This is a genomic window from Pseudomonas sp. LFS074 (assembly GCF_047978165.1).
GTDB classification, from domain to species: Bacteria; Pseudomonadota; Gammaproteobacteria; order Pseudomonadales; family Pseudomonadaceae; genus Aquipseudomonas; species Aquipseudomonas putida_P.
Map to the genome: position 1 here is coordinate 1,814,438 of NZ_JBFPFV010000001.1, position 24,726 is coordinate 1,839,163.

At 62.8% G+C, this 24,726-nt stretch carries 20 protein-coding genes, 1 tRNA gene and 1 pseudogene; 12 read left to right on the forward strand and 10 right to left on the reverse strand.

All coding sequences use genetic code 11. From position 1 onward, the window contains the following. Positions 1 to 27: 27 nt before the first annotated feature. From ACNQP3_RS08350 to ACNQP3_RS08375, 6 genes are all read right to left on the reverse strand, one after another. Positions 28 to 3,660 (reverse strand): transporter substrate-binding domain-containing protein, encoded by a 3,633-nt coding sequence (locus ACNQP3_RS08350; RefSeq protein WP_069943376.1) that lies wholly within the window; start codon positions 3,658 to 3,660, stop codon positions 28 to 30. A gap of 8 nt (positions 3,661 to 3,668) precedes the next feature. Next, entirely contained in the window at positions 3,669 to 4,286 is a 618-nt protein-coding gene (locus tag ACNQP3_RS08355) for a response regulator transcription factor (RefSeq protein ID WP_012271309.1), read from the reverse strand. 283 nt (positions 4,287 to 4,569) lie between these two features. Next, entirely contained in the window at positions 4,570 to 5,901 is a 1,332-nt protein-coding gene (locus ACNQP3_RS08360; RefSeq protein WP_041166433.1) for a deoxyguanosinetriphosphate triphosphohydrolase, read from the reverse strand. A gap of 81 nt (positions 5,902 to 5,982) precedes the next feature. After that, complete coding sequence (locus ACNQP3_RS08365; protein WP_012271311.1) at positions 5,983 to 6,312, reverse strand: hypothetical protein; 330 nt, start codon at positions 6,310 to 6,312, stop codon at positions 5,983 to 5,985. After that, positions 6,309 to 6,683, reverse strand: a complete 375-nt coding sequence (locus ACNQP3_RS08370) for a phage holin family protein (protein ID WP_012271312.1) — start codon at positions 6,681 to 6,683, stop codon at positions 6,309 to 6,311. The genes ACNQP3_RS08365 and ACNQP3_RS08370 overlap by 4 nt, the downstream gene beginning before the upstream one ends. A gap of 9 nt (positions 6,684 to 6,692) precedes the next feature. After that, a complete protein-coding gene (locus ACNQP3_RS08375) occupies positions 6,693 to 7,007 on the reverse strand; it encodes a DUF883 family protein (protein WP_012271313.1) in 315 nt (104 codons plus the stop codon). Positions 7,008 to 7,320: 313 nt separating this feature from the next. Between ACNQP3_RS08375 and ACNQP3_RS08380 the strand changes: the two genes are divergently transcribed. The 5 genes from ACNQP3_RS08380 to ACNQP3_RS08400 all read left to right on the forward strand — a co-directional run bounded on the left by ACNQP3_RS08380 (position 7,321) and on the right by ACNQP3_RS08400 (position 10,691). Next, positions 7,321 to 8,529, forward strand: coding sequence for an ammonium transporter (locus tag ACNQP3_RS08380; protein ID WP_012271314.1), 1,209 nt, complete (start codon positions 7,321 to 7,323; stop codon positions 8,527 to 8,529). A 73-nt stretch (positions 8,530 to 8,602) separates the two neighbouring features. Beyond that, positions 8,603 to 8,842, forward strand: a complete 240-nt coding sequence (locus ACNQP3_RS08385) for a glutaredoxin family protein (protein WP_012271315.1) — start codon at positions 8,603 to 8,605, stop codon at positions 8,840 to 8,842. A gap of 107 nt (positions 8,843 to 8,949) precedes the next feature. After that, on the forward strand, positions 8,950 to 9,381 hold the full coding sequence (locus ACNQP3_RS08390) for a D-Ala-D-Ala carboxypeptidase family metallohydrolase (RefSeq protein ID WP_264316927.1): 432 nt from the start codon (positions 8,950 to 8,952) through the stop codon (positions 9,379 to 9,381). Positions 9,382 to 9,446: 65 nt separating this feature from the next. Then, entirely contained in the window at positions 9,447 to 9,755 is a 309-nt protein-coding gene (locus ACNQP3_RS08395; protein WP_012271317.1) for a hypothetical protein, read from the forward strand. A gap of 51 nt (positions 9,756 to 9,806) precedes the next feature. Then, positions 9,807 to 10,691: a pseudouridine synthase gene (locus ACNQP3_RS08400; RefSeq protein ID WP_060515649.1), complete on the forward strand. Its 885-nt coding sequence runs from the start codon at positions 9,807 to 9,809 to the stop codon at positions 10,689 to 10,691. Positions 10,692 to 10,778: 87 nt separating this feature from the next. On the opposite strand, the gene ACNQP3_RS08405 is transcribed toward ACNQP3_RS08400, so the two are convergent. Beyond that, the gene (locus ACNQP3_RS08405) at positions 10,779 to 12,344 is read right to left on the reverse strand and encodes a methyl-accepting chemotaxis protein (protein WP_012271319.1); all 1,566 of its coding nucleotides are present in this window, start codon (positions 12,342 to 12,344) and stop codon (positions 10,779 to 10,781) included. Positions 12,345 to 12,505: 161 nt separating this feature from the next. Beyond that, positions 12,506 to 15,247 carry an aconitate hydratase AcnA gene (gene acnA, locus ACNQP3_RS08410; RefSeq protein WP_264316928.1) on the reverse strand — a complete coding sequence of 914 codons (2,742 nt, stop codon included), beginning with the start codon at positions 15,245 to 15,247 and terminating at the stop codon, positions 12,506 to 12,508. Between the two features lie 224 nt (positions 15,248 to 15,471). On the opposite strand from acnA, the gene rlmM reads away from it, so the two are divergent. From rlmM to pdxB, 3 genes are all read left to right on the forward strand, one after another. Further along, entirely contained in the window at positions 15,472 to 16,536 is a 1,065-nt protein-coding gene (gene rlmM, locus ACNQP3_RS08415; RefSeq protein WP_012271321.1) for a 23S rRNA (cytidine(2498)-2'-O)-methyltransferase RlmM, read from the forward strand. An 830-nt stretch (positions 16,537 to 17,366) separates the two neighbouring features. Next, positions 17,367 to 17,609 (forward strand): sulfurtransferase TusA, encoded by a 243-nt coding sequence (gene tusA / locus ACNQP3_RS08420; protein WP_012271322.1) that lies wholly within the window; start codon positions 17,367 to 17,369, stop codon positions 17,607 to 17,609. 60 nt (positions 17,610 to 17,669) lie between these two features. Further along, entirely contained in the window at positions 17,670 to 18,812 is a 1,143-nt protein-coding gene (gene pdxB, locus ACNQP3_RS08425; RefSeq protein WP_012271323.1) for a 4-phosphoerythronate dehydrogenase PdxB, read from the forward strand. Positions 18,813 to 18,871: 59 nt separating this feature from the next. On the opposite strand, the gene ACNQP3_RS08430 is transcribed toward pdxB, so the two are convergent. Then, positions 18,872 to 19,045, reverse strand: a complete 174-nt coding sequence (locus ACNQP3_RS08430; RefSeq protein ID WP_176729473.1) for a PA1571 family protein — start codon at positions 19,043 to 19,045, stop codon at positions 18,872 to 18,874. Between the two features lie 209 nt (positions 19,046 to 19,254). Here ACNQP3_RS08430 and ACNQP3_RS08435 point away from each other — a divergent pair, with 209 nt between their 5' ends. From ACNQP3_RS08435 to mqo, 4 genes and pseudogenes are all read left to right on the forward strand, one after another. Continuing rightward, a complete protein-coding gene (locus tag ACNQP3_RS08435) occupies positions 19,255 to 21,018 on the forward strand; it encodes an ABC transporter transmembrane domain-containing protein (RefSeq protein ID WP_264316929.1) in 1,764 nt (587 codons plus the stop codon). Between the two features lie 743 nt (positions 21,019 to 21,761). Beyond that, positions 21,762 to 21,872: pseudogene (locus tag ACNQP3_RS08440) on the forward strand (hypothetical protein); the annotation flags it as partial. A gap of 228 nt (positions 21,873 to 22,100) precedes the next feature. Then, the gene (locus tag ACNQP3_RS08445) at positions 22,101 to 22,805 is read left to right on the forward strand and encodes a methyl-accepting chemotaxis protein (RefSeq protein ID WP_375774421.1); all 705 of its coding nucleotides are present in this window, start codon (positions 22,101 to 22,103) and stop codon (positions 22,803 to 22,805) included. Positions 22,806 to 22,989: 184 nt separating this feature from the next. Continuing rightward, positions 22,990 to 24,570 (forward strand): malate dehydrogenase (quinone), encoded by a 1,581-nt coding sequence (mqo, locus tag ACNQP3_RS08450; protein ID WP_069943105.1) that lies wholly within the window; start codon positions 22,990 to 22,992, stop codon positions 24,568 to 24,570. Between the two features lie 56 nt (positions 24,571 to 24,626). Here mqo and ACNQP3_RS08455 read toward each other — a convergent pair. Then, positions 24,627 to 24,703, reverse strand: a tRNA-Pro gene (locus ACNQP3_RS08455). Positions 24,704 to 24,726: the final 23 nt, after the last annotated feature.

Below are 24,726 nucleotides of genomic sequence, written 5' to 3' on the forward strand. Positions count from 1 at the left end.
AGGTAATAACGCCGCGCAGTCTACCAGTTAACACGCTTGGCTGCCTGCCTGAGTATCTGTGCTTGTGGCCAACTCCTTGGTCAGCGCACGTTCCACGCGGCACATATGCCGTGCCAGTGCCTGGCGCCGCAAGCGCACCTGGGCAGTGGGCAAACCAGCGGCTTCAAGCGCTTCGCAGGCCGCCATCAGGTAAGGGGCTTTCAGCATGCGCGCGGCGCTCAGCACCTTGTGGGCGTGCTCGGTGATCGCGCCGCTGTCATGTTGCGGATGCAGCATCATCAAGCTGGCGAGGTCGGCCTGCAGGCTCTGCTGCAAGGCCAGCAGGAAGCGCTGGCGCTCGAGTGGGTCAGGCCCTACCACGGCGGCCAGGCCGTCCAGCTGGTACAGCTTGCGTCGGGGGCGGTGTTGGCGGCGAGGGCGAATACCCGCCAGTCGCTGGCTGAGGGTGCTCAGGCTGATGGGCTTGAGCAGGCAGTCGTCCATGCCTGCGCTCAGGCACTTGCGGCGTACTTCCGGCTGTGCGTTGGCGGTGTAGCCAAGGATGGTGCAGCGTGGCCGCTTGCCATGGCGTTCTTCGGTGCGCACGGCCGTCGCCAGTTGGTAACCGTTCATGTGCGGCATGTTGCAGTCGAGTACCACGACATCGAATTCGCCCGCTCGCCAGGTGGCCAGGCCCTCGCGGCCATCGCGGGCGCTGCTGTGTTCCAGGCCCAGGTAGGCAAGCTGTTGCGCCATCAGCTGCAGGTTGGCCGGGTGATCATCGATCACCAGCACGTTCAGCCGTGGGTCGGGGACATCGAGGTGCTCGGGCAACGGTGCCGGCAGCACGGCGCCATCGACCCGTAGCAATGGCATCTTCAGCCGCACCTGGGTGCCGACATCTTCCAGGCTCTTGATGGACAGGTTGGCGCCCATCATGTCGCACAGGTTGCGGCAGATGGCCAGGCCCAGCCCGGTACCTGCACGGGCGCCCTGGCTGTGCGGGTTGGCCTGAATGAACGGGTTGAACAGGCGCTGCAGGTCGTCGGCGTGGATGCCGATGCCACTGTCGCGCACTTCAAGCTCCAGCGTTGCTGGCGTGTCAGCGCCCTCGTTCAGCAGGTCGACGCAAATACGCACCTGGCCGTGCTCGGTGAACTTGATGGCGTTGCTCACCAGGTTGGACAGCACCTGCTTGAAGCGCAGGGGGTCAAGCAGAACGTGGCAACGTGCGGCCGGCGCGATCATCACTTCCAGGACCAGGCCTTTTTGCCGCGCCTGGCCATCGAAAATGCGCCCCACCGATTCGATCAAGGCCGCCAGGTCGACCGCCTCCGGGGCCAGGGACAAGTGCCCGGACTCGATCCGTACGATATCCAGAATATCGCCGATCAGGCCCAGCAGGTCCTTGGCCGAATGGTGTGCCAGTTCCAGCGCGCTGCGGTCCACCCGGCCCTGGTCGGCACGCTTGACTGCCAGCTCGAGCATGCCGATGACGGCGTTCATCGGGGTGCGAATTTCGTGGCTGATGGTGGCCAGAAACGTGCTTTTGGCGCGGTTGGCATCGTCCGCCTGCTGCTTGGCCTGGCGCAGATCCATGACCAGTTGGCGGCGATCGCTGATGTCTATCCAGCCGCCGATGATGCCCTGCACTTCACCCAGGGAGTCGCGGTACGGCAAGATCCAGTGGTAGATGGTCAGTTCCCGACCCTTGATCCGTAGTGGACGGTCCTTGATCAGCGGTGAGCCCGCGGCCATGACTTCCAGGTGATCAGCCTGGATCTGCCGAGTCTGCTCGCTATCGGCGAACAGGCTGCAGTCCAGCTGTTTGCCGATAACCTGATCAGAGCTGGCCTGCACGGCTTCGAGGTAGCTGTAGTTACAACTTTTCAGGCACCCCTCGCGGTCACGCACATACATCGGGTGGGGGGTGCCGTTAAGCAGGGCACGCATGAATGCCAGCTGGTCGTTCAGCGCACGCTCGGCATGCTGACGCTGGCGAATCTGCAGGCGCAGGCGAGCGTTCCAGAGCAAGGCCAGCAGCAGAAGCAGGGCCGTGCCCAGCACCACCTGCAGGGCAAGCTGGCTATAGTCCCTGACGTTGTTATCTTCATGTCGGCCAAAGCCGCTCCAGCGGTTGTTGATTACCCCCAGCTCCTCCGGTGAGATGCTCAGCAGGGCCTTGTCGAGGATCGACACCAACGCAGGTGACTGGGCAGTGGTGGCCATCGCGAAATTGGCCGGTTCGCTACCGATCGAGGTGCGGATCACCAGTTCGGGGTTGCTGGCCAAGGCGTGGTTAGCATCTATCAGGGTGGTGATCACCGCATCTACGGCACCGCTGTTGAGTAACGCCATCGAGTAGAACGCGCTTTCGGTCTCGACCCAGCCGACCTGCGGATAGTGCCGCGACAGCATGGCGTCCATGGCGCTGTAGCGGGCGATGGCGATGCGATGACCTTGCAGTTGATCCAGCGAATTGAAGGCCGGATTGTCCTTGCAACTGACCAGCACATAGGTGCTTTCCAGGTAGGGACGGCTTAGTTGGAGGTTGTCCTCGCCCACCTCCGTGGTAGCCAATGCAGCAATCACATCCGCCCGGCCATCCTTCAGGCGAGCGATCATGTCGGCGATGCCGCTGGCGCGCTGTACTTCGAAACGCAAACCAGTGCGCAGGCGAATGAGCTCCAGCAGGTCGGCGGTGATGCCGCGAAAATGCCCCGCGTCGTCGAAATAGGATAGCGGGGCAGCTGTGTCGTCGATGACCACACGCATCACCGGGTGATCCTGCAACCATTGTTCCTCGCTTTCGCTCAACTGCAGGTTGCGGTCGGTCAACAGCAGGTCGCTGCCGGCGCTCCAGCGTTTGAAGATGCTGGCGCGCAGGGCTGGGGGCTGGTTGTCGAGGACGGCGTTCACCAGTTCCAACAGCAGGGTATCCTGCTGGCGCAGGGCAAAGCCGAAGCCGATGGCCTCATGCTTGCTGAAGTTGGCCATGCGCAGACGTGGCAGGTGGCCGCGGTTGAGCAGGTAGTGCGTGGAGATGGTGTCACCGATGAACACGTCGGCCTGGCCGAACGCCACGGCGTTCAATGCCTGGCTGGAAGAACCAAAGGCCAGCAGCTCTGCCTTGGGGTAGGCGCTGAGCACTTCCTGTCTGGGCAGGTAGTGGTAGAGCATGCCCAGGCGCATGCCGGTCAGGTCCAGGTCCAGCGCCCAGTTTTCGTCTTCACGCGTTACCAGTACCGGTTGATCGATGGCATAGGGGTGTGACAGCGCCAGGGCGTCATTGTCCGCCTCGTACCCATTGGCACTGCCCAGCAGGTCGATATCGCCGTTTCTGAGCGCCTCTACCGCAGCCTGTCGGCTGGAGAAGCGCAGCACCCGTACCGGCAACTGCAGGGCTTTGCCGATCAGGCTGGCGTAGTCGGCGGTCAGGCCCTGGTAATCATGGCCGCCACTGGTGATGTCAAACGGCGGATAGTCGGGGGCCGAGGTACCCAGCACCAGTTCCTGACGACCTTCCAGCCATTGCCGTTGTTCGGTCGTGAGCCGGGGCTGAGCCGGGGCGGACGATGTGCGTGCCAGCAACGTAAAGGACGAGGCTTCAAGATGGGCAGCCTGTGTCCCACCGCTGAACAGCAGCAGCGCGAGCAACAGGCGGGCGAGCGCGCAGGTCATGACCACTCTCAGACCAGCGCATTGCGCTTGGCCATTTCGATCAAGTCGACCAGCGTGTTGACCTGTAGCTTGTGCATGAGGCGCTTCTTGTAGGTGCTGACGGTCTTGCTGCTGAGAAACATGCCCTTGGCAATTTCCTTGTTGCTGCGGCCTTGAGCGAAAAGTTGCAGTACCATCAATTCACGGTCATTTACCTGGCGAAAAAGTTGCAAGTCGGTATCGATCACCTGGTTGTGCTTAATGGCCTGGCTGGGGAAATAGTTATAACCGGCCAGTACGGCTTTGATAGCACTGAGCAGTTCACTCAGGTCTTCCTGCTTGCACACGTAACCTGCGGCACCCGAGTGCATGCAGCGTACGGCAAACAATGCCGGGGATTGTGCAGTCAATACCAGCACCTTCAAGGGCAGGGCCATGGACTGAAACCGGGAAAGCACCTCCAGGCCGTCTAGCTTGGGAATGCTGATGTCGAGGATGACCAGATCGGGGTTGCTCTCGCGGATCATCTGCATGGCGTCTACGCCATTGTCCGACTCGCCGACAATTTTGTAGTTCTGGTTTTCCAGCAGCATACGGACGGCCAGGCGGATGACCGGGTGGTCGTCAACAATAAATATGGAGTGCATGTTCAACTTCCCTGCGGTCGATTGACGGTGACAGGTGGCACCTTATCGCAGTTGGAAGTCGTCTGGCATGGGAGGAAGGGCTGTTAGCGCCATATGGGAAATGGCTTACAAGATAAAACAAAACGGGCTACGAAATAGGCATGCTTAACGCAATGTCAAAGCGCACTTAGTAACTTTTCATTGATATTTATACGTGGTGTTTAGTTTTCAGCCAGCATGCGTAGGAAGTTTCCTGCAACACGCGGAGCAGCGCTGGGCCGAGCCCAGGCTGCACCGACGTGGTTCAGGTCGGGCTGGAGCGCCCGGTCATTTCCCGCGCCATTTCACTGGCGTAGCTGTCGGTCATGCCGGCGATAAAGTCGATCATGCGCAGGAAGGCGCTGTGCAACGAGGCGTGCGGGTCTGGTGCGTTGTTGCCGATCAGGTCCAGCACCCGGCGGCTCTTGAACGATGGCGTGCGCCCTCCGTGCTGTTCGAGTGCCGCACCGCAGAAGGTGTTCAGCAGTATTTCCAGGGTGGTGTAGGCGCCGATTTCGTGCAGGGTCTTACGCTTGTCCTGGAAGATTTTGTTGCGTGCCATGTCCTTGGCCTGCAGCACGCAGCGCTTGGCCGGGCCGTGCATATGCTCGACCAGGTCACCCGGCAGTCGCCCGGCCAGCAACGCCTGCTGCTGTTCGACGAAGGCGTGGGCGGCGGCGTTGGTCAGGTGTTCGATGGCCTTGCCGCGCAGGATTGCCAGCTTGCGTCTGCGGGAGTCGCGCGGGCCGAGCTGGCGGTAGGTTTCCGGCAGGTCTTCGCCGACCAGGTCGAGCAACAGCGCTTCGACTTCGGCGTATTGCAGCAGCTCCATTTCCAGGCCGTCTTCCAGGTCGATCAGCGCGTAACAGATGTCATCGGCAGCTTCCATCAGGTAAACCAGTGGGTGGCGCGCCCAGCGCTGGTGCTCCAGTTGGGGCAGGCCGAGCTTGCGGGCTATCTGCTCGAGCAGGGGTAGTTCGCTCTGGTAGCTGCCGAACTTGTGCTTCTTGTAGCCCAGGGCGTCGGCATGGCGGGCGCTCCAGGGGTACTTGAGGTAGGTGCCGAGGGTGGCATAGGTCAGCCGGGTGCCCCCGTCGAACTGGTGATACTCCAGTTGGGTGAGCACGCGAAAGCCTTGGGCGTTGCCTTCGAAGTTGAGGAAGTCGGCTCGCTCGTCGTCGCTCATGTCGTCCAGCCAGCCACGCCCGGCGGCCTGCTGGAACCAGTGGCGAATGGCGTCTTCGCCGGAGTGGCCGAAGGGCGGGTTGCCGATGTCGTGGGCCAGGCAGGCCGACTGCACGATCATCCCCAGGTCACTGGGGGCGCACCAGTCCGGCAGGCTGTCGCGCAGGGTTTCGCCGACGCGCATGCCCAGCGAGCGACCCACGCAGCTGACTTCCAGCGAATGGGTCAGGCGCGTGTGGATATGGTCGTTGCTGGAAACCGGGTGCACCTGGGTCTTGCGCCCGAGGCGGCGAAAGGCACCAGAGAAGATGATGCGGTCGTGGTCTTTGTGGAAGGGGCTGCGCCCGAGTTCATCGGCGCTGTACAGGGCTTTGCCCAGGCGTTCGCGGGTAAGCAGGGTGTGCCAGTCCAAGGCGCGGTCTCCGGTCGTTCGAAGCCAGCAGCATAGCCTGTAGGGGCAGCACAAGGCAGCTCCTGCAGGCTGCGCGCGTGTTCAGGGGCGGCGGTTGCCTTGCAGGTACAGGCGTACCAGCGGCAGCAGGCTGGTGCCCAACCGTACCAGGCGCGTCAGGTTGCCGCTGCGCACGCCTTTACCCGTGAGGAAGCCCAGCGCTACCACGGCGCCGATGCCCCACAGGGGCGCATGCTTGATTCCCAGGCCATCTTGCAGCGAGCTGCCCATGCCGCGTACGCGGCGCAGCGGCTCAAGCAACTGCCCGGACTCGTGGCGAATTTCCTGGCGGTGCATCTCCATGCGCAGGCGCAACAGCGCCTTGCGCAGTTCTCGCGGGTTACGCGTGTTCGGCAGTTCTGGCAGGCTCATGGCAACAGGCGCTCCCGGTCCTTGGCAAGTTCTTCGAGGGTGGCGCCGAAGGGCGATGACTCGTCGAACACCGCCGCCTTAAGGCGTACACCGCAGTACAGCGCAGCAATGCCATAGAACACGCACAGGCCGATGATCCCGGCCAGTCGATAGCTGTCCCACAGCAGCACCAGCAGCAGCCCGGACAGTGCGGTCAGCAGCAGCAGGGCGAACACCAGGCCCAGCCCGGCGAACAGCAGCAGGCGCAAGGTCCGGCCTTTCTGCTCCTGCAGCTCGATGCCGAACAGCTCGATGTGGCTGTGCAGCAGTCCCAGCGCGGCCGCGCCCAGGCGCCTGCCCGAGGCGCCGGAAGCGTTGGCTTCATTCTCCATGGGAACCCCTTAGCGCCGGTTGGCCAGCAGGCCGATCAACAGGCCGACGCCGGCCGCGATGCCGATCGCCTGCCACGGGTTTTCCTGTACGTACTGCTCGGCGCTGCCCAGCGCCGCCTGGCCGCGATCACGCACCGAGTCCTGGGTCAGTTGCAGGGTTTCGCGGGCCTGGGCCAGACGGTCGTGAATCTGTTCGCGCAATTCGTCGGCCTGGTCTCCGGCCAGGTTGGCGGTGTCCGCCAGCAGCTTCTCGGTGTCGCGCACCAAGGCCTGGAAGTCAGCCATCAATATCTCTTGTGCAGTCTTTGCCGATTTGCTGGCCATGGGTCTCTCCCTGTCGATGAGTGTTGGTAGTTCGAGTAACAGCACGCGTGGAAGGTTCAAGTGCCGGTGCTGGTATGGGCCTTGCTAAGCCTTTGCCACGTTGCGGGGCGCCTCTGGCGGGTTTTGCGCCGTTTCAGGGCGCCATACGCAGCGAATACCGATAAACCTTAACCCAATCCACGACAAACCCAAGAAAAAACCACGCAGGCTTCGCCCGGCTCACCGAAGCAGGGCAGGGGGCTGGCACCGATTCGGTGCAGGGATGCAGGTTCTTGAACTGTCCTGGTGCCTTTTCAGCAGGTCTGCCTATTTCATGGAAAACATGCACAGCGCGATGGACTCCCTGGTCCACGGTTCCAACACCCTGTTCATACTCATGGGCGCCATTCTGGTGCTGGCCATGCATGCCGGCTTCGCGTTCCTCGAAGTGGGCACGGTGCGCCACAAGAACCAGGTCAACGCCTTGTCGAAGATCCTCAGCGACTTTGCCATTTCAGCGCTGGTGTACTTCTTTATAGGCTACTGGATCGCTTATGGGGTCAACTTCCTCCAGCCAGCGGCGACCCTGGCTGCCGACCATGGCTATGCGCTGGTCAAGTGCTTCTTCCTGCTCACCTTCGCGGCGGCGATCCCGGCGATCATCTCGGGTGGTATCGCCGAGCGGGCGCGCTTCGTTCCGCAGCTGTGTGCCACGGCGTTGATCGTGGCGTTCGTCTACCCGTTCTTCGAGGGTGTGGTATGGAACGGTAACCTGGGCGTGCAGGCCTGGCTGCAAGCACGCTTCGGCGCGCCGTTCCATGACTTTGCCGGCTCTGTGGTGGTGCATGCCATGGGCGGCTGGCTGGCGCTGGCGGCGGTGCTGTTGCTGGGTGCGCGCCGTGGGCGCTACCGCGATGGGCGGCTGGTGGCGTTTGCGCCGTCGAGCATTCCTTTCCTGGCACTGGGCTCGTGGATCCTGATCATCGGCTGGTTCGGCTTCAACGTCATGAGCGCCCAGACCTTGCAGGGTGTCAGCGGCCTGGTGGCGATCAACTCGCTGATGGCCATGGTCGGCGGCACACTGTCGGCCCTGCTGGCCGGGCGCAACGACCCGGGCTTCCTGCACAACGGGCCGCTGGCCGGGCTGGTGGCAATTTGCGCCGGCTCCGACCTGATGCACCCGATTGGCGCACTGGCCACGGGCCTGGTGGCGGGTGCGCTGTTCGTCTGGACCTTCACCGCAGCGCAGAACCGCTGGAAGATCGACGACGTACTCGGCGTGTGGCCATTGCACGGCTTGTGCGGTGTGTGGGGTGGCATTGCCTGCGGCATCTTCGGCCAGGTGGCGTTGGGCGGCATGGGGGGTGTCAGCCTGGTCAGCCAACTGCTGGGCAGCCTGATGGGCGTGCTGGTGGCCTTGGTCGGTGGCTTTGCCGTGTACGGGGCAATTCGTGCGCTGCACGGCCTGCGCTTGAGCCATGAGCAGGAGTTCCAGGGCGCGGACTTGTCGTTGCACCGTATTGGCGCCACCAGCCAGGATTGAGCCAGGTCAGGTGCATGACGGGCGCGACAGACCTAGAATAGGTTTCTCTGCATGCCAAACCGGGATCTGCTCCATGCTGCCTGAATGCCAACTGTTCGGCACCCTCGGCTGCCACCTGTGCGAAGTGGCCGAGGCTGTGCTGATGCCTTTCGTCGATCACGGCCTGCTGGTGGAACTGGTCGACATCGCCGAGAGCGAGTCCTTGTTCGAGCGCTATGGCTTGATCATTCCGGTGCTGCGGCGCTGCGACAACAGCGCCGAGTTGCACTGGCCGTTCGATGCCGAACAGGTGGTGGCCTTTCTTGGGCAATGAAGGCCGCAGAGGAGTTGCAACCCTGCTCCATGGTCTGTGAAGCGAGCTGATGATCAGGTTCCGGCGCACTGGCGCCCAGACCTTCTCCATCATCGGAATCGCTCGCCATGTTGATCACTCCCCATTTCACCTTCGATGAAATGACCGTTTCCCAGCTCGCCGCCAGGGACGGATTCGATAACACCCCACCCCCTGAAGCCAGGGCCAACCTGCTGTTGCTGTGCTGTGCGCTGGAACAGGTACGTGCACTGTTCGACGCGCCCATCATTGTCAGCAGCGGCTATCGCAGTGAAAAGGTCAACCGGCTGATCGGCGGTGCCGTGAGCAGCCAGCATGTGCAAGGGCTGGCGGCGGACTTCACGGTGGTCGAGGTCAGCCCGCGTGAGACCGTGCGGCGGATCAGCGAAAGTGGCGTGCCCTTCGATCAACTCATTCTGGAATTCGACAAGTGGGTGCATCTGTCAGTGACGCGAGACACGCCGCGTAGACAGGTGCTGACCATACGCAAAGGGAGCGGCTACCTGGCGGGGCTGCAATGAAGCGCATTGACGGCAGCAAGGGTATGTTCGTATGCTGTATATAAATACAGTATTGAGGTGAAGCCATGCTCAACGTCGAGCAACTCAAGTACAGCGTCAACCGCATGCCCGTGGAGCGGGTGGCCGACGCCGTTCTGGAACTGCGCCTCGAAGGCCTGGTGACCGACGACCGCACGCCGTTCGGCAAGGTCCACTTCAATACCTGCTTCGCCGAGATCGAGGCCTTGTTCCAGCGTGCCGGTTACCACCGTGGGCTGGATGTGGTGGGCTACCAGGGGTTGCTCTATGCCCTCTATGACCCTGGCCGCTGGGAACCTGTGCAGGTGCTGCGCTGGCTGAAGGAACGCAGCGAGGCAGTGGCCGAGGCTGGTTGAGGGCGCGGGCTTGGGCGATAATGCGCGGCCGTGAACGTTACGAGCCTTGCCATGACCACGCCTTTCGACCCCGCCCGCCAGCAAGCCAGCACGGTGTGCCTGCCACCCGGTAATTGGGCGACAGTGCTCGATTGCTTGTGTGACCATTTCAAGGCCATCGACCGCGCCCAGTGGCTTGACCGCTTTGCCCGTGGCCGGGTGTTGAATGCCGAGGGGCAGGCGGTTTCCGCCGAGCTGCCTTACAAGCGTGGCATGCGTTTGCACTACTTCCGCGAAGTGCCGAACGAACGGCCAATCCCGGTGCAGGAGGTGGTGCTGCATGTGGACGAGCACTTGGTGGTGGCCGACAAACCGCATTTCCTACCGGTGACGCCGACGGGTGAGTACGTCGAGCAGACCTTGCTGCGCCGACTGATCCGTCGTCTGGGCAACCCACATTTGGTGCCGTTGCACCGCATTGACCGGCACACCGCAGGGCTTGTGCTGTTTTCCGCCAACCCGCAAAGCCGCAGCGCCTACCAGCGACTGTTCCCCGAGCGGCGTATCGACAAGCGCTACCAGGCCATTGCCGCTGCCCTGCCGCAGCATGCATTTCCACTTGTGCACAAAAGCCGCCTGGTGCATGGCGAGCCGTTTTTTCGCATGCACGAAGTTGAGGGCGAGGCCAACAGTGAAACCCTGGCCCAAGTGCTGGAAAAGAACGGTGAGCTGTGGCGCTATGGCTTGTCGCCAGTGACAGGCAAGACCCATCAGCTACGCGTGCACATGGCAGCGTTGGGGGCGGGGATCAGCAACGACCCTTTCTATCCGCAGTTGCGCAACGAAGAAGATGACTATCAGCGACCGCTGAAACTGTTGGCGCACAGCTTGCGTTTCGACGACCCGCTAAGCGGCGAAGAGCGCTTTTTCGAAAGCCGCTTGCAGTTGGACTGGTAATGCAGCAAGCCGGGCTTACGCGGTCCCTGCAGGCAGCCTTGTGTCGCGAAAGGGCGTTCCTACAGGGACGGCGCAAGCCTGCTGCAATCAGCGGTTGAACCGCTCCACCAACGAATACTGGCTCCCTGCCGTGCTGGTCAGTTCCTCGCTAAGCAGTGCCGAGTGCTGCGCCTGCTCGGCGGTCTGGTCGGCCAGTTCGGCAATGGTGCTGATGTTGCGGCTGATTTCGTCAGCCACTGCGGTCTGCTCCTCGGTCGCTGCGGCAATCTGGGTGGCCATGTCGGTGATGTTGGCCACCGCTTCGCTGATCCCCACCAATGCTTCGTCAGCCTGCATCACCCGGTCGACACCTTCCTGCGCCTGGCGGTGGCCGGTTTCCATGGTCAGCACGGCATTGCTGGCGGTTTGTTGCAACTTGGCGATCAGGCCGTGGATCTGCCCGGTGGATTCGGCGGTGCGCTGGGCCAGCTGGCGCACTTCATCGGCTACCACGGCAAAGCCGCGGCCCATTTCACCGGCACGCGCCGCTTCGATGGCCGCATTCAGCGCCAGCAGGTTGGTCTGGTCGGCGATACCCTTGATCACGTCGACCACGCCACCAATTTCATCGCTGTCCTTGGCCAGTTGCGTCACCGTCTGGCCGGTTTCGCCCACCGCCGCCGACAGGCGTTCAATGGCCTCGCGGGTTTCCCCGGCAATCTGCCGGCCCTGGCTGGTCAGGCGGTTGGCTTCCTGGGTGGCGTCGGCAGTACGCTGCACGTGGTTGGCTACTTCCTGAGTGGTGGCGGCCATCTGGTTTACCGCAGCGGCAACCTGCTCGGTCTCCACTCGCTGGCGTTCCAGCCCCGAGGAGCTCTTGTGCGCCAGGGCATCGGACTGACGCGCCTGGTCGCTGAGGTGCTCGGCACTGTCCTGCAGGCGGGTCAGGCAGGTTTTCATGCGGGCATCCTGGCTGAGCATGGCCATTTCCAGGCGCGCCTGCACGCCACGGCTGTCGGTGTACATCTGTGCGATCAGCGGGTCGGAAGTGGTCTGTTCGGCCAGACGCAACAGGCGCTTGAGGCCGCGTTGCTGCCAGCTCAGGCCGAGCAGGCCCAAGGGCACGGATAGCCCGGCAGCCAGGGCAAAGCCCCAGGAATGGCCCAGCCAGTTGCCGATCAGGAAGCCTACCTGGCTGATGAGGATGAACGGCAGCCAGTCCTGCAGCACTGGCAGCCACTTGTCCCTGCGAGGTACGGCCGGCTTGCCCTGGTTGATGCGCTGGTACAGGCCTTCGGCGCGACGGATCTGCTCGGCGGTGGGTTTGACTCGCACCGACTCGAAGCCGACAACTTGGTTGTTATCGAAGATGGGTGTGACGTAGGCGTTGACCCAGTAATGGTCGCCAGACTTGCAGCGGTTCTTGACGATACCCATCCATGGCTGGCCCTGCTTGAGGGTTTGCCACATGTGGGCAAACACTGCAGCCGGCACGTCGGGGTGGCGTACCAGGTTGTGCGGCGCGCCCGTCAGCTCTTCGCGGGTGAAACCGCTGATTTCGATGAAGGCATCGTTGCAGTAGGTGATCACGCCCTTGGCGTTGGTGGTGGAGATCAACCGCTGCTGGGCAGGGAAAGTCCGTTCTCTCTGGGTAATCGGCTGGTTGTTACGCATGGGTTGATAGTCCGCAGGGCTTTGGACGGTTATCGGCAAGCGGCTGGTTTTATTGAATGATTATTTAATGGAGCGTCGTTGGAGCTATGGCGCCTGTGAAATCGAGCGCCGCGCGGGCGGCGCTCGATTTCACAGGCGCTGCATATCTTCAGCCAGGCACCTCAGCCAGCAATCAGCTGACGCAACACATAATGCAGAATGCCCCCGGCCCTGAAATACTCCACTTCATTCAGGGTATCGATCCGGCACAACACGTCGATCTGTTCCTGCTGGCCATCCTCGCGGGTGATGCGCAAGGGCAAGCTCATGCCCGGGCGAATCTGCGCGCCGTTCAAACCCAGCACATCGATTTGCTCCTTGCCGGTGAGCCCCAGCTGCTTGCGGTCGTTCCCGGCCTTGAATTGCAGAGGCAGCACGCCCATGCCGACCAGGTTGGAGCGATGAATACGCTCGAAGCTTTCTGCGAGCACGGCTTTGACACCCAGCAGGTTGGTACCCTTGGCTGCCCAGTCGCGGCTCGAGCCGGTGCCGTATTCCTGGCCGGCGATCACCACCAGCGGGGTGCCTTCCTGCTGGTAACGCATGGCCGCATCATAGATCGACAACTTCTCGCCAGTGGGCACGTGCAAGGTGTTGCCGCCTTCTTCCCCCCCCAGCATTTCGTTGCGGATACGGATGTTGGCGAAGGTGCCACGCATCATCACCTCGTGGTTGCCACGCCGCGAGCCGTAGGAGTTGAAGTCGCGTGGTTCTACGCCTTGTTCGCGCAGGTAGCGCCCGGCCGGGCTGTCGGCCTTGATGTTGCCAGCGGGGGAGATGTGGTCGGTGGTCATCGAGTCGCCCAGCAGTGCCAGCACCCGCGCGCCGTGGATGTCGGCGATGGCTGGTGGCGGCCCGCCGATGCCGTCGAAGAACGGCGGGTGCTGGATGTAGGTGGAGTCAGCCTGCCACACGTAGGTGGCGGCCTGTGGCACCTCGATGGCCTGCCACTGCGCATCACCTGCGAACACTTCGGCGTATTCCTTGTGGAACATTGCCGTGTCGACCTTGGCCACTGCTTCGGCAATTTCCTGCTGGCTGGGCCAGATATCGCGCAGGTACACAGGTTGGCCGTCTTTGCCGGTGCCCAGCGGATCACGGGTGAGGTCCATGCGTACGCTACCGGCCAGCGCATAGGCCACGACCAGCGGCGGCGAAGCCAGCCAGTTGGTCTTGACCAGGGGGTGCACGCGGCCCTCGAAATTGCGGTTGCCCGATAGCACCGAGGCCACGGTGAGGTCGGCGCTGCCGATGGCCTTCTCGATCGCTTCGTCCAGCGGGCCGGAGTTGCCGATGCAGGTGGTGCAGCCATAACCGACCAGGTCGAAACCAAGCTGGTCGAGGTAAGGCGTGAGCCCGGCTGCCTTGAAGTAGTCGGTGACAACCTTGGAGCCCGGCGCCAGCGAGCTCTTGACCCAGGGCTTGCGTTGCAGGCCTTTTTCCAGCGCTTTTTTCGCCACCAACCCGGCAGCCATCATCACGCTGGGGTTCGACGTGTTGGTGCACGAGGTGATTGCGGCAATCACCACGGCGCCATCGCGCAGGGTGTGAGTCTGGCCCTGATGGCTGTAGTCGATCTCACCGGCCTGGTCGGCGTTGCCCACTGCCACACCGCCGCCGCCTTCGCTTTCCAGGCGGCCAACTTCTTTGGCCAGTGGTTTGGGTTGCAGCTCGATGAAATGGTCGAAGGCCTGGCTGACCTGGCCCAGTGCCACGCGGTCCTGTGGCCGTTTCGGCCCGGCCAGGCTGGCTTCGACCTCGTGCATGTCCAGTGCCAGCGTGTCGCTGAACAACGGCTCCTGGCCGGGCAAGCGCCACATGCCTTGAGCCTTGCAGTACTGCTCGACCAACTGTACGGTCGCTTCGGGGCGGCCCGACAGGCGCAGGTAGTCCAGGGTGACCTGGTCGACCGGGAAGAAACCACAGGTAGCGCCGTATTCCGGGGCCATGTTGGCAATGGTCGCGCGGTCGGCCAGGGGCAATTCAGCCAGGCCGTCGCCGTAGAACTCGACAAATTTGCCCACCACGCCCTTCTTGCGCAGCATCTGCGTCACCGTCAGCACCAGGTCGGTGGCAGTGATGCCTTCGCGCAGCTTGCCGGTCAGCTTGAAGCCGATGACTTCGGGGATCAGCATCGACACCGGCTGGCCGAGCATGGCGGCCTCCGCCTCGATGCCACCGACCCCCCAGCCGAGCACGCCCAAGCCGTTGATCATGGTGGTGTGCGAGTCGGTGCCGACCAGGGTGTCGGGGAAGGCATAGGTGCGGCCGTCGGCCTCACGGGTCCACACTGTGCGGCCCAGGTACTCCAGGTTGACCTGGTGGCAGATGCCGGTGCCCGGTGGCACCACGCGGAAATTGTCGAAGGCGCTCTGGCCCCAGCGCAGGAAGGCGTAGCGCTCACCATTGCGCTGCATTTCGATGTCGACGTTTTCGCTGAAGGCTTGCGGCGTGCCGTAGCGGTCGACCATCACCGAGTGGTCGATCACCAGGTCTACCGGAGACAGCGGGTTGATCCGTTGTGGGTCACCACCGGCCTTGGCCATGGCGGCGCGCATGGCGGCCAAGTCGACCACGGCCGGTACACCAGTGAAGTCCTGCATCAGCACCCGCGCCGGGCGGTACTGGATTTCGCGGTCGGAACGCCGCTCGCCCAGCCACTGGGCGAGGGCGCGCAGGTCGTCGCCGGTGACGGTATGGCCGTCCTCCCAGCGCAGCAGGTTTTCCAGCAGCACCTTCAGCGACATGGGCAGGCGCTGCAGGTCACCCAGCTGGCGGGCGGCCTCGGTGAGGCTAAAGTAGTGGTAGGTCTGGTCACCGACCTTGAGGGGCTTGAGCGTGTTCAGGCTATCGAGCGAGGGCATTGCCAACTCCTTCTGCACCGGTGCCCGGCAACTACTCACGGTTTGCCGGTAGCACCGCTCTATATCGGTCCGCACGGCACGGACCTGGCTGAATGGTCAGGTTAGACCGGTTTCGCCTAACTGACCCTTTTCTGGACCGGCGGGGCATGTCGCAGGTTCCGAACTTCCTTTATCATCGCCGCCCTGCCGGCGCCTGTGGTGCGCCAGCCGTAGTGGAGTGAGAAATGAATACCCTGTTCATGCATTGCCGGCCCGGTTTCGAGGGTGAGGTTTGCGCCGAAATCAGCGAACATGCCGCCCGCCTGGGTGTTTCCGGCTATGCCAAAAGCAAGCCGCAAAGTGCCAGCGCCGAGTTTGTCTGCAGCGAGGAGGGCGGTGCCGAGCGGTTGATGGGGGAGCTGCGCTTCAACCAGCTGATTTTCCCGCGGCAGTGGGCCCGTGGTGGTTTTGTCGAGTTGCCGGAAACTGACCGCATCAGTGTGCTGCTGTCGCAGCTGGCCGATTTCCCGGTGTTCGGCAGCCTGTGGCTGGAGGTGCTGGACAGCAATGAAGGCAAGGAATTGTCCACCTTCTGCCGCAAGTTCGAAGTGCCGTTGCGCAAGGCGCTGGAGAAGGCCGGCCGGCTGGTCGACGATGCCAGTCGGCCGCGCTTGCTGCTCAGCTTCATCAGTGGCCGGCGGGTCTTTGTCGGTGTTGCCCCAGCCAACAACAGCGCGTTGTGGCCCATGGGGATTCCGCGCCTGAAGTTCCCCCGCGAGGCGCCTAGCCGTTCGACCCTCAAGCTGGAAGAAGCCTGGCATCAGTTCATCCCGCGTGAGCAGTGGGAACAGCGCCTGGGTGATGACATGACCGGCGTCGACCTGGGGGCCTCGCCGGGGGGATGGACCTATCAGCTGGTGCGCCGTGGCATGTTGGTGACGGCGATCGACAACGGGCCGATGGCCGAAAGCCTGATGGATACTGGGCTGGTTCAGCACCTGATGGCTGATGGGTTCACCTGGCAGCCGAAGCAGCCGGTGGACTGGATGGTGTGCGACATCGTCGAGAAGCCGGCGCGTACTACCTCACTGATCGAGACCTGGCTGGGGGAGGGACTGTGTCGCGAGGCGGTGGTCAACTTGAAATTGCCGATGAAGCAGCGCTATGCCGAAGTACGGCGGCTGCTCGACCGCATGGAGGCGACGTTCAAGGCACGCAAAATTCGGGTGTCGATTGCTTGCAAGCAGCTGTATCACGACCGGGAGGAAGTGACTTGTCACCTGCGTCGGCTTGATTTGAAACCGCGCTAAGCACAGCGCGCCTAGCTCTTTGCTCTTTGCTCTTTGCTCTTTGCTCTTTGCTCTTTGCTCTTGCTTCGGCTTTTGCTTCTAAGCGCGCGATAGTCCAGGCGACGCAGGTTGCGACTTCAGGAGGCCGAGCGCAGGGCTTGCGGAGGGAGGTGACGGGCATGGATGCCCGTCAAGCGCTGGGCCCCAGGATGGGGCCTGCAGCGCGGTCCTCCCGGGAGCAAGCCCGGAGCGAGGGGACCCCGGAGCGCAGCGCAGGGGCCGGATGATGGGAGCGGACGGTTTTTGGTTCCTTTTTGCCACGACAAAAAGGGACCCGCCGTAAGGGCGGAAAGGTGACTTTGCGCCACCTGAGTGAATGAATGTTTACTCGGTGTGAAGGCCCACATCCAAGAAGCAAGAAGCAAGGCAGTTTTGACTGTTTTGACTCAGCGAACAGTCCGTTTGCGATGGCGACACTGACTCACCCTTTCGCCCTTACGGCGAGTCACTTTTTGTCAAACGCGACAAAAAGTAACCAAAAAACGCTGCGCTCCCATCATCCGGCCCCTACGCTGCGCTCCGGGGTTCCCTCACTCCGGCCTTGCTCCCGGGAGGACCGCGCTGCAGGCCCCATCCTGGGGCCCAGCGCTTGACGGGCATCCATGCCCGTCACCTCCCTCCGCAAGGCCTGCGTTCGGCCTCCTGAAGTCGCGAAGATCAAGATCAAGATCAAGATCAAGATCAAGATCAAGAGCGAGGCGAGGGAGAGCGGGCGCGTAGCGCGATTCGTAAGCGGTGCTTGGACCGCGTCGCGCTATGCGCGACAATAACGATCATTTTCGGAGCCCCCCATGACCGATTTCACCCCCGACGCCGTCCTCGATGCCACCGGCCTGAACTGCCCGGAACCTGTGATGATGCTGCACCAGCACGTGCGTAACCTGGCCGCCGGCGGCCTGCTCAAGGTCATCGCCACCGACCCGTCGACACGCCGCGACATTCCCAAGTTCTGCAACTTCCTCGGCCATGAGCTGCTACAGCAGCAAGAAGACGCCGGCACGTTCCTGTACTGGATCCGCAAAAAAGCCGACTGAATCGCTCTGGATCAAGCCCGGCGTACCGCCTACACTGCGTTCCCCAGACAGGAGAGCGCCATGCTGATAGTTGCCGACGAGAACATCCCGCTGCTCGATGCCTTCTTCCAGGGTTTCGGTGAAATTCGCCGCTACCCCGGCCGAAGCCTCGATGCCGCCAGCGTCAAGGACGCCGATATCCTGCTGGTGCGCTCGGTGACCAAAGTCGACCGCCAACTGCTCGAAGGCAGCCGTGTACGCTTTGTCGGCACGTGCACTATCGGCACCGATCACCTGGACCTGGACTACTTTGCCCAAGCCAGTATCTCCTGGAGCAGCGCGCCGGGCTGCAATGCCCGGGGCGTGGTCGATTACGTGCTGGGCAGTTTGCTGACCCTGGCCGAGCTGGATGGCGTAGCGCTGGCCGAACGCGTCTACGGCGTTGTGGGCGCGGGAGAGGTGGGGGGGCGCCTGGTGCGGGTACTGCACGGGCTGGGCTGGAAGGTGCTGGTCTGCGACCCGTTGCGCCAAGCCGCCGAGGGTGGAGACTACGTCAGCCTCGAAACCATTGTGCAGCAGTGTGATGTGATCAGCCTGCACACCCCATTGCAGCGCGGCGGCGAACACCCCACCTGGCACCTGCTGGGGCCGGCGCAGCTGGCACAGTTGCGCCCTGGGGCCTGGTTGGTCAATGCCAGCCGTGGCCCGGTGGTGGACAACATCGCCCTGCGCGAGCTGCTGCTGGACCGCGAAGACGTGCATGCGGTGCTGGATGTGTGGGAAGGTGAACCGCAGGTCGACTTGCAGCTGGCCGACCTGTGCACCCTGGCTTCGCCACACATTGCCGGCTACAGCCTCGATGGTCGCCAACGTGGCACGGCACAGATCTACCAGGCGCTTTGCCGCTTCCTGGGAGTAGACGAGCAGGTGCAACTGGCCGACCTGTTGCCCCGGCCAGCACTGGCGCAGGTCGAACTGGATGCCAGTACCGACCCGGCCTGGGCGCTGGCCACCCTGTGCCGCGCCGTGTACGACCCGCGCCGCGACGATGCCGATTTCCGTCGTAGCCTGAGCGATGACCCGCAGTTACAGCGAGCGGCGTTCGACCAGTTGCGCAAGCACTATCCGCCACGGCGCGAAATCGAGGGGCTGGCAGTGCGCTTGCGCGGGGAGTCGCCGCAGTTGGCGCAGCTGGTCAGTGCCTTGGGTGGGGCGTTGGTCTAAGCGACCTTGCCGAGCAATAAAAACCCGGCGCAAGCGCCGGGTTGCAAAAAATTCGCCGATCAACCTTTGCGTACGCGCTCGACCCGGCTTTCTTCCAGGGCCTTGCAGGCCTGCTGGATCATCTGCTCGGTGATGGGCACTTCACGTCCCTTGGCGTCGATGATCGAACCGCATACCTGTGATTGCTGAGTGGTCTGGGGCTTCTGGTTGTCACTGCCATGCTGCAAGCTCATGCACTGTCTCCTCTTCAGGTTCGAGCTCAGGGTAGCCTTGTGCCGTGACTGGCCTGTGACAGCTTCTGTGTCACGGCAGCAACAGTCCAACAGAAACCCTGTGAAAGCTCCATCATCTGCTTAGACCAATGCGTTATAGCACCCTGAAGCCATTCCCCCGCTCGGGATGAATGGTAGTCTGCGGTTTCCCCAGCATTGTGGTCGTCGCCATGCCCGAATCGGTTTCCCCACGTCAACGCCGTGCCTTGCGCCTGGCCTGGCAGTTCGTACGCCCCTATCGTCGGCAAGTGCTGCTGGCCTTGCTGGCCTTGGTGGTTACCGCCGCCATTACGTTGTCCATGGGCCAGGGTATCCGCTTGCTGGTGGACCAGGGCTTCATGACGCGCTCCGTGCACCAGCTCAACCAGACCATCGGGCTATTCCTGGTGCTGGTGCTGGCCCTGGCAGTGGGCACCTTCAGCCGTTTCTACCTGGTGTCGTGGATTGGTGAGCGCTGCGTGGCCGATATCCGTCGTGCCGTGTTCGACCACCTGATCGGTCTGCACCCAGGTTTTTTCGAAGACAACCGCAGCTCCGAGATCCAGTCACGGCTGACAGCGGACACCACCCTGCTGCAATCGGTCATCGGTTCATCGCTGTCGATGTTCCTGCGCAACGCGCTGATGGTCATTGGCGGCGTGGTGTTGCTGTTCATCACCAACCCCAAGCTCACCAGCATCGTGGTGGTGGCCCTGCCGCTGGTGCTGGCACCGATTCTGCTGTTCGGCCGTCGGGTGCGCAGCCTGTCACGGCAAAGCCAGGACCGGGTCGCCGATGTAGGCAGCTACGTGGCCGAGACGCTTGGGCAGATCAAGACTGTGCAGGCCTACAACCACCAGGCGCACGACCGCGAACTGTTCGCCGGCACAGTCGAAGCGGCGTTTACTGTGGCCCGCAAGCGAATTGCTCAGCGTGCCTGGCTGATCACCTTGGTGATCGTGCTGGTGCTGGGGGCGGTGGGTGTGATGCTGTGGGTCGGGGGCATGGATGTGATCGCCGGGCGTATTTCCGCAGGCGAACTGGCTGCATTCGTGTTCTACAGCCTGATCGTCGGCAGCGCTTTCGGTACGCTCAGCGAAGTGATTGGCGAGCTGCAGCGCGCCGCAGGTGCGGCCGAGCGCATTGCCGAACTGTTGGCGGCGCACAGTGCGATCCTGCCGCCCGCCGTGGTACAGGCGCAACCACAGCAGCGGGCCAGCGGGCGTATCGAGCTGCAGCAGGTGGTGTTCGCCTACCCGTCACGGCCCACGGTGGCGGCAGTGGACGGCCTGAGCCTGGCCATCGAGCCCGGGCAGACCGTAGCGCTGGTCGGCCCCTCGGGGGCAGGCAAGTCGACCCTGTTCGATTTGTTGCTGCGCTTCTACGACCCCCAGCAAGGGCGCATTCTGCTCGATGGCCAGGCGCTTACCGAATTCGATCCTGACCAACTGCGCCGGCAGTTCGCCCTGGTGGCGCAAAACCCGTCGCTGTTCCGTGGCACGGTGGAGGCCAACATCCGTTATGGCCGGCCCGAGGCAACCTTGGCTGAAGTCGAAGCCGCAGCTCGCGGTGCCCACGCCGACGCGTTTATCCAACAACTGCCGCAGGGCTACCAGACACCGCTAGGGGAAGGCGGCATAGGGCTTTCCGGCGGGCAGCGTCAGCGCCTGGCGATTGCCCGGGCATTGCTGGTCGATGCGCCGATCCTGTTGCTGGACGAAGCCACCAGTGCCCTTGACGCGCAAAGCGAACACTTGATCCAGCAAGCGCTGCCCAGCCTGATGGCTGGGCGCACCACGCTGGTGATCGCCCATCGTCTGGCCACGGTGCAGCATGCCGAGCGCATCGCGGTCATCGACAAGGGTCGGGTAGTGGCGGTGGGCACTCACCGTCAGTTGATCGAGGAAAGCCCGCTGTATGCGCGGCTGGCAGCGCTGCAGTTCACCACCGGTTAGCTTGTCGCGGCTTTGTAATATTTTTGTAGTAATTGCCTGAGAGTATCTGCCTCAACTGTTGCGTAAGTGCTTGACCTGGCTGCCATTGCTTGATGGCAGCCTTTTTTTGGCCTGCCAGTAATGGGGCTGTACAGCGGCCTCAGCCTACCCCTCTGGTTCCGAGACCCTCGATGTTGCGTAAATCCCTCAGAGTGCAAATTCTCTCGCTGCTCGGCGGCAGCGTGGTGGCGATGCTGCTGATCGCCCTGGTGTGTTTCCAGTTTCTGTCGTCCAGCGTGCGTGGCTACGCCGAGCTGGTGGACGGGCCGCTGCGGGCCTCGCAATTGATTGACGAAGCCAACCTGCAGTTCAAGATCCAGGTGCAGGAATGGAAGAACGTGCTGCTGCGCGGGCGCCAACCGGCAGAGATGGACAAGTACTGGCAGCAGTTCCAGGCCCGCGAGCAGCAGGTGCAACAATTGCTCGGGCAACTAATCGACAGCAGCGACGCCAGGCTCAAGGAGCCACTACAGCAATTGCGCGACAGCCACCGCCAGCTGGGCCAGGCCTATGCGCAGGGGCGGCAGGCCTTCCTTGCCGCAGGTGGCGACCCGGTAGCAGGCGACCAGGCGGTGAAGGGCGTGGATCGCGCCGCCAGTGAGCAGATGAGCCAACTGGTCGAGCAACTGCGTGCCGATGCCCGCCAGCGTGCGATGAGCATCAGCGCCAGCGCCGAGCGCACGGTATGGCTGGGCCTGCTGGTGATGCTGGCTTCTGCGGTGCTGGTGGGGCTGCTTAGCCTGTGGTTGGTCAATCGCAGCCTGATCGAGCCGATCCGCCAGTTGATCGAGTATGTTGCGCAACTCAGCCAAGGCCGCTTTGCCGCCCGGGTCGACAGCCGCCGTGAGGACGAACTGGGGCGGCTGGCGCGGGCGGCCAACACCCTGCGCGATTTCCTGGCCGACACGGTTGGCCGGTTGCAGGACAACGCGCAGGAGCTGGAAGGCGCCAGTGGCCAGTTGCGCAGTATTGCCGGCGACATGGCTCGCGGTACTCATGACCAGTTCCAGCGTACCGACCAGGTGGCGACGGCCATGCACGAGATGTCCGCCACCGCACAGGAGGTGGCTCGCCACGCCGCCGAGGCAGCCCGTGCAGCGGATGACGCCGACCACAGCGCCCAGGCGGGCGAGCAGGTGATGCAGCAGACCATCGACATCATCGGTGTGGTCAACCGTGAAATCGCTGGCACGGCGTCGGTGATCCGCGATCTGGAGCATGACAGCACGCGCATTGGCAAAGTGCTGGAAGTGATTCGTGGCATTGCCGAGCAAACCAACCTGCTGGCGCTCAACGCGGCCATCGAGGCGGCCCGTGCTGGTGAAGCCGGGCGCGGCTTTGCGGTGGTCGCCGATGAGGTGCGCAGCCTGGCCCAGCGCACGGCGGCGTCGATTGCCGAAATCAACCAGATCATCGAAGCGGTACAGTCTGGGGCGGTGGAGGCGGTGAAGGCCATCGAAAGCGGCCAGCAGCGAAGCCAGGAAGGGGCTGAACAGGTCGAGCAGGCCGGGCAGATGCTGCAACGTATCACCCAGGCTGTGGAGGCGATACGCGACATGAACCGGCAGATCGCCACGGCAGCTGAAGAGCAGACCAGCGTAGCCGACGATATCTCGCGCAACCTGATCGAGATTACCCGCATTGCCACGGCCAACCAGGAAGCGGTGCACCATACCGAGCAGGCGGGGCATCGCCTGCATGGTTTGTCGGGGCAACTGGGCGAAGTCACCTCGCGCCTGAGCGCCTGACCTTGAAAAGGGGCCGTCACTCGGCCCCTGGGGGAAATCCGCCACCAGACCGCTAAAACCATTGCCCTGTGGCGGGTTGCCGCCATGCGACCCTTCGTTTTACCCCATATTTGTTAGCCCAACCCCAGTTGGCACATTCCCTGCTCCAAGCGGCGCGCGTGCACACAACAACTGGATAACATCAATGAAGAAATTTCTGCTGACGTTCCTCTGCCTGGGCGTCATCGGCTGCTCCAAACCTGCCGAACCTGAGAAAACCGTCGACGTGCTGTTGATCGGTGGCGGCATCATGAGTGCCAGCCTGGGCACTTACCTCACCGAGCTGGAACCGTCCTGGAAGGTCGACGTCTACGAGCGCATGGACCAGGTCGCCGAAGAAAGCTCCAACGCCTGGAACAACGCCGGCACCGGTCACTCTGCATTCTGCGAGCTGAACTACACCAGCGTCGGCAAGGATGGCAGCATCGACATCAGCAAGGCCGTGGGGGTGAACGAGCAGTTCGAGGTGTCCAAGCAGTTCTGGGCCTACCAGGTCGAGCAGGGCGTGCTGAACAACCCAAGATCGTTCATCAACAATGTGCCGCACATGAGTTTCGTCTGGGGAGACGAGAACATTGCCTTCTTGCACAAGCGCGTCGATGCCCTGCAACACAGCTCGCTATTCCGCGGCATGGAAATCTCCGAGGACCACGAGCAGATTCGCCAATGGGCGCCGCTGGTCATGGAAGGCCGTGACCCGGGGCAGAAGATCGCCGCCACGCGCATGGCCATCGGCACCGACGTGAACTTCGGCGAAATCACCCGCCAGCTGTTCGCTGCAATGACTCGCAACCCCAACGTGTCGCTGAATGTGCGTCATGAAGTGCGTGACATCGTACGTAACGACGATGGCACCTGGCATGTAGTCGTGGCCGACCTGGCCAACGGCGGCAAGGAGAAGGCTGTCAATGCCCGCTTCGTCTTCATTGGTGCCGGTGGCGGCGCACTGAAGTTGTTGCAGAAGTCGGGCATCCCCGAGGCCGAAGGCTATGCGGGCTTCCCGGTGGGGGGCCAGTTCCTGATGACCGATAACCCTGACCTGGTCGCGCGTCACCAGGCCAAACTGTACGGCAAGGCTTCGGTTGGCGCTCCACCCATGTCGGTGCCGCACCTGGACACGCGGATGATCGATGGCAAACAGGTGCTGTTGTTCGGCCCGTTCGCCACGTTCTCCACCAAGTACCTCAAGCACGGTTCGCTGCTGGACATGTTCGCCTCGCTGAACAGCCACAACGTGTTGCCCATGCTCAATGCCGGTATCGACAACATCGACCTCAGCACCTACCTGATGGGGCAATTGATGCTCAGCTTCGATGACCGCATGAACGCGCTGCGCGAGTACTTCCCCAACGCCAAGAACGAAGACTGGAAGCTGCTGCAGGCTGGCCAGCGGGTGCAGGTGATCAAGAAGGACCCGGTACTGGGTGGTGTGCTGCAGTTCGGTACCGAAGTGGTGGCGGCGCAGGACGGCAGTATCGCCGCGCTGTTGGGCGCTTCGCCTGGCGCCTCGACCGCCGCGCCGATCATGCTGACCGTGCTGGAAAAGACCTTCAAGGACCGCATCCAGTCGCCTGCCTGGCAGGCCAGGCTCAAGGAAATCGTGCCGAGCTACGGCCAGAAGCTGAACAACGACCTGGCGCTGACCAACCAGACCCGCGCGTGGAGCAGCGAGCGCTTGCAGTTGTTGCATATGCCCGTAGAAGCTGAAGCCCAAGCCGCGCACTGACGTCGTTCTCGCGCACAACAAAAAGCCCGCGCAAGGCGGGCTTTTTTAGCAGAACCTGGTCGGAGAGACAGGATTCGAACCTGCGGCCTTCTCGTCCCGAACGAGACGCGCTACCTGGCTGCGCTACACTCCGATGAACAAAATCCTACTGTATCC